At 75.4% G+C, this 7,521-nt stretch carries 5 protein-coding genes and 1 pseudogene; 2 read left to right on the forward strand and 4 right to left on the reverse strand.

From position 1 onward, the window contains the following. Positions 1 to 621 (forward strand): SLATT domain-containing protein (locus IH13_RS0112900; RefSeq protein WP_031083970.1); only part of this gene is annotated, 621 nt, incomplete at its 5' end. A gap of 35 nt (positions 622 to 656) precedes the next feature. On the opposite strand, the gene IH13_RS0112905 is transcribed toward IH13_RS0112900, so the two are convergent. From IH13_RS0112905 to IH13_RS0112915, 3 genes are all read right to left on the reverse strand, one after another. Beyond that, a complete protein-coding gene (locus IH13_RS0112905; RefSeq protein ID WP_031083972.1) occupies positions 657 to 1,307 on the reverse strand; it encodes a hypothetical protein in 651 nt (216 codons plus the stop codon). A gap of 148 nt (positions 1,308 to 1,455) precedes the next feature. Continuing rightward, the gene (locus IH13_RS0112910) at positions 1,456 to 2,175 is read right to left on the reverse strand and encodes a GntR family transcriptional regulator (RefSeq protein WP_031083974.1); all 720 of its coding nucleotides are present in this window, start codon (positions 2,173 to 2,175) and stop codon (positions 1,456 to 1,458) included. Positions 2,176 to 2,286: 111 nt separating this feature from the next. Continuing rightward, positions 2,287 to 3,678, reverse strand: a complete 1,392-nt coding sequence (locus tag IH13_RS0112915) for an aspartate aminotransferase family protein (RefSeq protein WP_031083975.1) — start codon at positions 3,676 to 3,678, stop codon at positions 2,287 to 2,289. Positions 3,679 to 3,877: 199 nt separating this feature from the next. On the opposite strand from IH13_RS0112915, the gene IH13_RS0112920 reads away from it, so the two are divergent. Continuing rightward, entirely contained in the window at positions 3,878 to 5,770 is a 1,893-nt protein-coding gene (locus tag IH13_RS0112920; protein WP_031083977.1) for a serine/threonine-protein kinase, read from the forward strand. Between the two features lie 21 nt (positions 5,771 to 5,791). Here the strand turns inward: IH13_RS0112920 and IH13_RS37340 are convergent. After that, a pseudogene (locus IH13_RS37340) lies at positions 5,792 to 7,229 on the reverse strand (helix-turn-helix domain-containing protein). Positions 7,230 to 7,521: the final 292 nt, after the last annotated feature.

Below are 7,521 nucleotides of genomic sequence, written 5' to 3' on the forward strand. Positions count from 1 at the left end.
CTCGACGAGCTGTACCGCTGGGTGGAGGCCGGTGCCCTGCGGACCGCCGACTGGTACCTGCACGACCGGGTCCGCAAGCGGCGCCTGGCCCGCCTGCTGCGCCTCGGTACGGCGGTCGGTGTCGTCGCGGGCGCCGCCCTCCCGCTGCTGGACCTGACCGGGGAGCTGCACGGCTCGGCCGGCTGGGGCTATCTGTCGCTGCTGCTGGGCGCCGCGTGCATGGCGTGCGACCGGTACTTCGGCTTCACCTCCGGCTGGATAAGGAATCTCGCGACGGCTCAGGCCGTGCAGCGACGCCTCCAGGTACTCCAGTTCGACTGGTCCTCGGAGTCCGTACGGGAGGTGCTCGGCCCGACCGAGGGCACGGCCAGCGAGGCCGCGGAGCGGTGCCTGGGGGTGCTGCGGAGGTTCTCCGAGGACGTCACCGAGCTCGTCCGCATGGAGACGGCGGACTGGATGGTGGAGTTCCGGGCCGGTCCGGCGCCCATGGGGGTGCAGTCGCTGGTGTCGGGGGCGGTCGGCGGCCGGCCGGAGCAGGGCGCGCACCCCGGCCGCCTCACCATGCCCGCGGCGGTCCGGCCGAACATGCCGCGCCAGCGGCCTCCGGAGCCGCCCCGGTAGATCCCTGGATCTGCCGGGGCGGCCCCCGGAGCCGGTCAGCTGAAGACGATCATGGAGCCCTGGGCGAGGCTCCGGGTGGCCGCGGCGTGCAGCCCCAGCCAGACGTGGCGCTCGCGGGCGAAGGGGCTGTCGTCGGGCAGGAGCGGCCCGGCCGGCTCTTCGAGCGTGGTCGGGCCGATGGGCGGGAGGGGCGCGGCCGGCGGGTTGGCCGGGTCGATGCCGATGGACGGGGCGACGGCCTCCAGCTCGCGCAGCAGCCCGTGGGAGGACCCCAGCGGACCGCCGCCCGCCAGCAACTCGTCGTCGCAGAGCGGGGCGGGGAAGTCCACCGGGACGTACGCCCCCGCGTGGTCGTAGTGCCACACCAGGTGGGAGCCCTGGGCGGCCTGCTCGAACATCTCCAGCACCTGCTCGTAGTCCCCGCCCAGCTCGTCGACCGGGGTGACGGCGAGCCCGCTCAGCTGGAGCAGGTGGGCGCGGCGCAGGAAGTGCAGCGCGTCGTAGTCGAAGCCGGCGACCGGGGCGACGTCCCCGGTGAGTCCCGGCATGTAGGCGTAGACGGGGACGGGGGGCAGCCCCGCCTCGCCCAGCGCCTTGTCGAAGACGGCGATCTCTTCGGCGAAGGGGTTGTCGGGGCTGTGGCACAGCACATCGACGAGGGGGACCAGCCACAGGTCACAGGCCACGAAGTCTCGCTCTCCAACGGGTTCGTGCGATGGTCCGGCCAGCGTAATGCGGCCCGGACCCGGCGCACAGGGCGCGGGGGGCACGGAGGCGGAAGGCGCCGCCGCGGACGCCGTACAGGGGCGTCCCGGGCCGTCCGGGCCGGGGACGTCAGCCCTCGCCGTGGCCCGGGTGCGGGGGGTCGTCGGCGGCCAGCCGGTCCGCCCAGCTCAGCCCGTGGGCGTAGTAGGCGTCCAGTACCGCGCGTACGGCGTCGCCGTCGGCGGTGACGAACGCCTCCACCAGCTCCGGGTGGCCGTTCCACAGCCAGTCGCGCACCCCGGCGTCCGCCCGCAGGTACGGGACGGCGAAGACCCAGGCCTGCACCCGCAGCCGGTGCAGGAAGTCGGTGAGGTACGGGTTTCCGACGACCGCGCCCAGCTCCCGCCAGAACCGCAGGTCGTAGCCGATGAGGATGTCGAGGTCGCCGCCGCGGGCCGCGCGCGCGGCCTCCTCGGCCCGGCGGCGCACCGAGACGAGGGCGGCCTGATGGGCGGCGAGCAGCCCGTGCACCGCGCCGGCGCGGTCGAAGAGGCCCCGGAACACCGCGTCGATGACCAGGGCGCGGGCCTCCACCATCGACCGGTAGTCGGCGACGCTGAACTCCCGGACCCTGAAGCCGCGGTGCTGGTCGGATTCGAGCAGCCCCTGCGCGGAGAGATCGAACAGCGCCTCGCGGACGGGGGTCGCGGACACCCCGTACTGCTCGGCGATCTGTTTGACGGTGAACTCCACGCGCGGCCGCAGACGCCCCGCGAGCACCTCGTCACGCAGCGCGTCGGCGATCTGCTGCCGCAGCGTACTGCGGTTCACAGCTCCCCTCGCAGGCATGATGACGTGCCCCTCTCCCGTTCTCGGCTCAGGTCACCTTAACGACCTGGGCCTGCCCGGATCCGGGTGCGGCCCGGGGCCGCCGTCGTCCGCGGGCCGCCCCGGGAGGCGTCACACCGCCTCCACGGTGTGCTCGTCGGCGACGGAGAGGGCCGCGTCCAGGGCCGCGAGACCCTCCCTCGCCTCCGCCTCGGTGATGTTGCAGGCGGGGACGACGTGCGTGCGGTTCATGTTGATGAAGGGCCACAGGCCGTTCTTCCTGCAGGCCGCCCCGAAGGCCGCCATGGGGGCGTTGGCCTCGCCCGTCGCGTTGTACGGGACCAGGGGTTCGCGGGTCTCCCGGTCCCGGACCAGCTCCAGCGCCCAGAACGCCCCCAGGCCGCGGACCTCGCCGACCGACGGGTGGCGCCCGGCGATCTCGCGCAGGCCGGGGCCGAGGACGTGCTCGCCCAGGTGCGCGGCGCTCTCCACGGTCTTCTCGTCCTCCATGACGCCGAGCGTGGCCACGGCCGCCGCACAGGCCAGCGGATGTCCGGAGTAGGTGAGCCCGCCGGGGTAGGGGCGGGTCTCGAAGGTGGCGGCGATCTCCGCCCCGATGGCGACCCCGCCGAGCGGCACGTAACCGGAGTTGACGCCCTTCGCGAACGTCATCAGGTCCGGTACGACACCGTGGTGGTCGGCGGCGAACCACGCGCCGGTCCGCCCGAAGCCGGCCATCACCTCGTCGAGGACGAAGACGATCCCGTACCGGTCGCAGATCTCACGCACACCCGCGAGGTAACCGGTCGGCGGGGGCATGATGCCCGCCGTGCCCGGGATCGTCTCCAGGATGACGGCGGCGACCGTCGACGGCCCCTCGAACGCGAGGGTGTCCTCCAGGTGCTGGAGCGCGCGGGCGCACTCCTCGGCCTCGGTGGAGGCGTAGAAGGGCGAGCGGTAGAGGAACGGCGCCCAGAAGCGGACGACCCCCGCCGAGCCGGTGTCGGAGGCCCAGCGGCGCGGGTCCCCGGTGAGGTTGATCGCGGTGGAGGTGGCGCCGTGGTACGAGCGGTAGGCGGAGAGCACCTTCGTGCGCCCGGTGTGCACACGGGCCATCCGGACGGCGTGCTCGACCGCCTCGGCACCACCGTTGGTGAAGAAGATCTTGTCCAGGTCGCCCGGGGTGCGCGCGGCGATCAGACGGGCGGCCTCGGAACGCGCCTCGACGGCGAACGCGGGCGCGAAGGTGGTGAGCCGGCCGGCCTGTTCCTGGATCGCGGCGACCACCACGGGGTGCTGGTAGCCGATGTTGGTGAAGACGAGGCCGCTGGTGAAGTCCAGGTACCGGTTGCCGTCGTAGTCCCAGAAGTACGCGCCCTCCGCGCCGGCGACGGCGAGCGGGTCGATCAGGCCCTGGGCGGACCAGGAGTGGAAGACGTGCGCGCGGTCGGCGGCCTTGACGGCGGCTCCGGCGGCGGGATCGGCGTACGGGGCACGGGACGGGCGAGGATCACGAGGGGTCATACGGCGAGCGTAGGCGGGCGGGGCGGTGGAACTCCATGGCCACCGCGTACGGGCTGGTGGCGTGGTCCGGCAGGGCACCGGGCCCGCCGCGCCCCGTCCCGGGCGGCGGCAGGCAGTCCGGGGCTGGGGGGCCGTCCGGGGCGCCGCTATTCTCGGAGCGCGGCCGTCCTCCACGGCCGTACGGGGGAGGAGGCGCACCATGGAGAAGCTGAGCTCCGGCGATCCGCAACGCATCGGCCGGTACCGCCTGTTGGGGCGTCTCGGCGCGGGCGGGATGGGCCAGGTGTTCCTGGCCCGGTCGGACCGGGGCCGTACGGTCGCCCTCAAGCTGGTCCGCCCCGAGCTGGCGGAGCAGCAGCAGTTCCGCGACCGCTTCCGGGCGGAGGTGCGGGCGGCCCACCGGGTGGGCGGTGCCTGGACCGCTCCCGTGCTGGACGCGGACACCGAGGCGGCGGTGCCGTGGGTGGCCACCGGTTACGTCGCGGGCCCCTCGCTCCACCGGATCGTCTCCGGGCGCCCGGGAGCCCCGGCGGCCGCTTCGGAAGCGTACGGTCCACTCCCCGAACGCTCCGTCCGGATACTGGGATCCGGGCTGGCCCGGGCCCTCCGGGACATCCACCGCGCCGGGATCGTCCACCGCGACCTCAAGCCCTCGAACGTGCTGGTCACGATCGACGGCCCCCGGGTCATCGACTTCGGTATCGCCCGGGCGCTGGACACCGCCACGGCGGGCGGCCTCACCCGTACCGGCGCGCTGATCGGCTCCCCCGGGTTCATGTCGCCCGAGCAGGTGCGCGGTGAGCGGGTGACGGCCGCGTGCGACGTGTTCTGCCTCGGCTCGGTCCTCACGTACGCGGCCACCGGGCGGATGCCGTTCGGCATGGCGGACAGCGCGGCGCACGCGCTGATGTTCCGCATCGCGCAGGAGGACCCGGACCTCACCGGCATACCGGGGGACCTCGCCGGACTGATCCGGGACTGCCTGGCCAAGGAGCCCTCCGAGCGCCCGGCCACGGACACCGTGCTGGAACGGCTGGGCGAGACGGAGACGGCCGAGCCCTGGCTCCCCGGGGCACTGATCGCCCAGCTCGGCCGGCACGCGGTCGGCCTGCTCGACGCCGAGGACCCGCGGGAACCGGACGACCCGGACGGCCCGGACGGCCTGCGGACGCGTCAGGAGACGCGGGAGGAACCGCCGGAGGCGCCGGGGGCGCACACCGGCCCCTCCGCCCCGCGGGCACCACAGGCCACGGCCCCCGGTCCCGTACCGCCCGCCGGTCCCCCCGCAGCGTTCCCGCCCGTCGGCCCTCCGGCGGCACCGCAAGGGGCGGGAGCCCCGCCCCCGGGGCCCGTGGGCCCGCCCCCGGGGCAGCCTCCCGGCGCCGTCCACCCGCCGCCCGCCCCGGCCGGCCCGGCCGCGCCGCCCCCTCCGTACGGTTTCCCCTCGCCGCCGGTCCCGGCGTACGCCCACACACCTCCGTACCGTCCGTCCGCGCCGCCCCGGCCCGTACCGGAGCGCCGTCGTACGGTGCCGGCCGTCGCGCTGGCCGTGGTGGCGGTGCTCGTCGCCGTCGGGGCGGGCTGGACGGTCTACAGCTTCATGGACGGCGGTGACCACCGCACGACCGCCTCCCCGCCCCCCTCCCCCACGAACTCCCCGTCCGGCGGGGCCTCCCCGGGCCCCTCCACCGGCCCGTCGGCGGACGCCTCCACCGACGGGCAGAACGGCGACGGGTCCCTCCCCGCCGGTTATCCGGGTACCTGGTCCGGCTCCGTCGAAGGCGGCGCCGGGCAGTCCACCCGCCGGCTCGTGATCCAGCAGGGCGGCGTCGGCGACACGGTCCTGTCCCTCACCGCCGAGGGGCCGCTGGACACGGGCGGCTCCTACCACTGCGTGTTCCGGGCGGAGTTGCAGAGCGAGCCCGGCTCCGGCTCCCCGGTCCGCATCGGGCCCTCCCGCGTCGTGACCGCTGAACCGGCCTCGTCGTGCACCCCCGGCAAACCGACCGTCCTGACCCTGCTGCCCGACGGCAGCCTGCGGCGGGAGATCCCGGAGACCGGCGAGAGCCTGACGTACACGCGCGCGGACTGACCGCCCCCGGCCCCTCCCGGCTCACGCCACGAGGTCCGCCGCCCGGAACGCCATCCAGAGGTCGTAGCGCGCGCTGGGCGCCTGGAGCAGTGACCGGTGCAGCACCGATTCCAGCCGGACGAGCCGCTTGCGCGCCCCCGGTACGGAGATCCCCAGCTCCGCCGCGGTCGGCCCGAGCTGGGCCTCGCAGCGCAGCCAGGTGCGCAGCGTCTCCTCGGCGGCAGGGCCGGCCGGGGCGAGTTGCCGTAGCTGCTGGGCCGCCCAGTTCTGGACGCCCGGGCCGCACAGGACCGCGTCCAGGTCCGGTACCGCCGCCCCCTGTTCCCGGCGTCCGCGGCGGGGTTCGGTGCGGTGCGGGGCCGGGGCCGCCCTGACGCAGAGGGCCAGGTCGAGGGCGGCCTGGTCGCCGAGACGGTTCAGGTCCAGGCCCAGCAGTCCGCCGATCAACCGGAGCCGGGCCGCGAGGGTGTTGCGGTGGATCTTCAGGTGCCGGGTGGCGTGGGAGGAGAACGCCAGCCAGGACGCCAGGGTCGCCGCGAGTTCCTGGCTGCCCGGGTCCTGGGAGCGGCGCGGCAGGTGGGTGAGCAGCGGGGCGAGCAACGCGTCCGCCCACCGCGCCCCGGCGGCTCCGACGACCAGGGCCGGTTCGGGCGCGGAGCCGAACCGGGAAGGCCTGGCGGTAGGCGGCCGCCGTGTCGGACAGCGGCATGTCCTCGCTGACGCCGACGACGCAGTCGTCCACCAGGTCGGCCACGGCGCGGTCGAGCGGGACGTCCTCCGGCGCCCCGGCGGTCCCCCGTTCCGCCTCCGGCTCGGCCGGCGTGATCAGGATCAGATGACGTGCGTACACCGGGCAGCGCACGATCCAGGTCCGGCCGCCGGAGGCGTCCGCGCAGATCCGGGCCACCTCGTCCCGCTGCCCGCCCGAGCACTCGACGACGCAGACGCGGACCGGGTCGGGGAGCTTCGGCCGCAGCGCGCCCGCGACCTGGTGGGCGATGGAGAGCTGGCCGGTCATCAGCAGGTGCAGCACGGCCTCCCGTCCACGGAACTCGGCGAGGTCGACGCGGCGCCGTTTGCGTTCCACGCTCTCCGAGGCCCAGGCCAGGCCCAGCGGCATCGTCGCGTCGGCGAGCAGGGTGGCCAGCCCGGCGGGTGCCGGCCGGGACGCGACGACGGCGAGGAGGGTGTCGCGGCCCCGGGACACGCCGTCGAGGGGGAGCAGCAGCGCCGTACACCCGCCGGCCTCCAGCGAGTAGGCTCGCGCGCCGCGCACCGTCAGTTCCCGTGCGGCGCGGGACGCGAGGGCCGCGGCCTCCTGCCCCGGCCACCGCGCCGTCCCGGACACGGCCTGGAGCACCGTGCCGTCGCCGTCGAGGAGCCCGGCCCATCCGTCGGCCCGCCGGGCCAGCCAGCGCAGCAGGTCCGGCGAGCCCCCGGTGCGTGCCAGCCGGTACATCCGCAGTACGTCGTCGGCCCGTTCCCGCGCGCGCACTCGTCCCCCGCTCTGCCTACCGAACCGGAGTGCAGGGTACCGGTTCGACTGTGCGCTCTGATACCCCCTGGACGCCCTCACCGTGCGAAGTGAATCTCCCCGTCGGCGGCCCGCTCCGCCTAGAGTCCCGAGGGAGTTCCGGGGCTCCCCGGAGGCGTCGGGGGACGCCGGGGAACGCCCCGTTCGGGGGAGACCGGAGGGCGTCGGCCGACGCCGGAGGGGCTCGGCGGCAGCGGCCCACGGGGGTGGTCGCTGT

The sequence above is a fragment of the Streptomyces sp. NRRL WC-3549 genome (genome assembly GCF_000721935.1).
Classification (GTDB): Bacteria; Actinomycetota; Actinomycetes; order Streptomycetales; family Streptomycetaceae; genus Streptomyces.

Bases quoted from the DNA above. Each gene is read 5' to 3' on its own strand.
- IH13_RS0112910 (WP_031083974.1), bottom strand. From the start codon at position 2,175: ATGCCTGCGAGGGGAGCTGTGAACCGCAGTACGCTGCGGCAGCAGATC.
- IH13_RS0112915 (WP_031083975.1), bottom strand. From the start codon at position 3,678: ATGACCCCTCGTGATCCTCGCCCGTCCCGTGCCCCGTACGCCGATCCC.
- IH13_RS0112920 (WP_031083977.1), top strand. From the start codon at position 3,878: ATGGAGAAGCTGAGCTCCGGCGATCCGCAACGCATCGGCCGGTACCGC.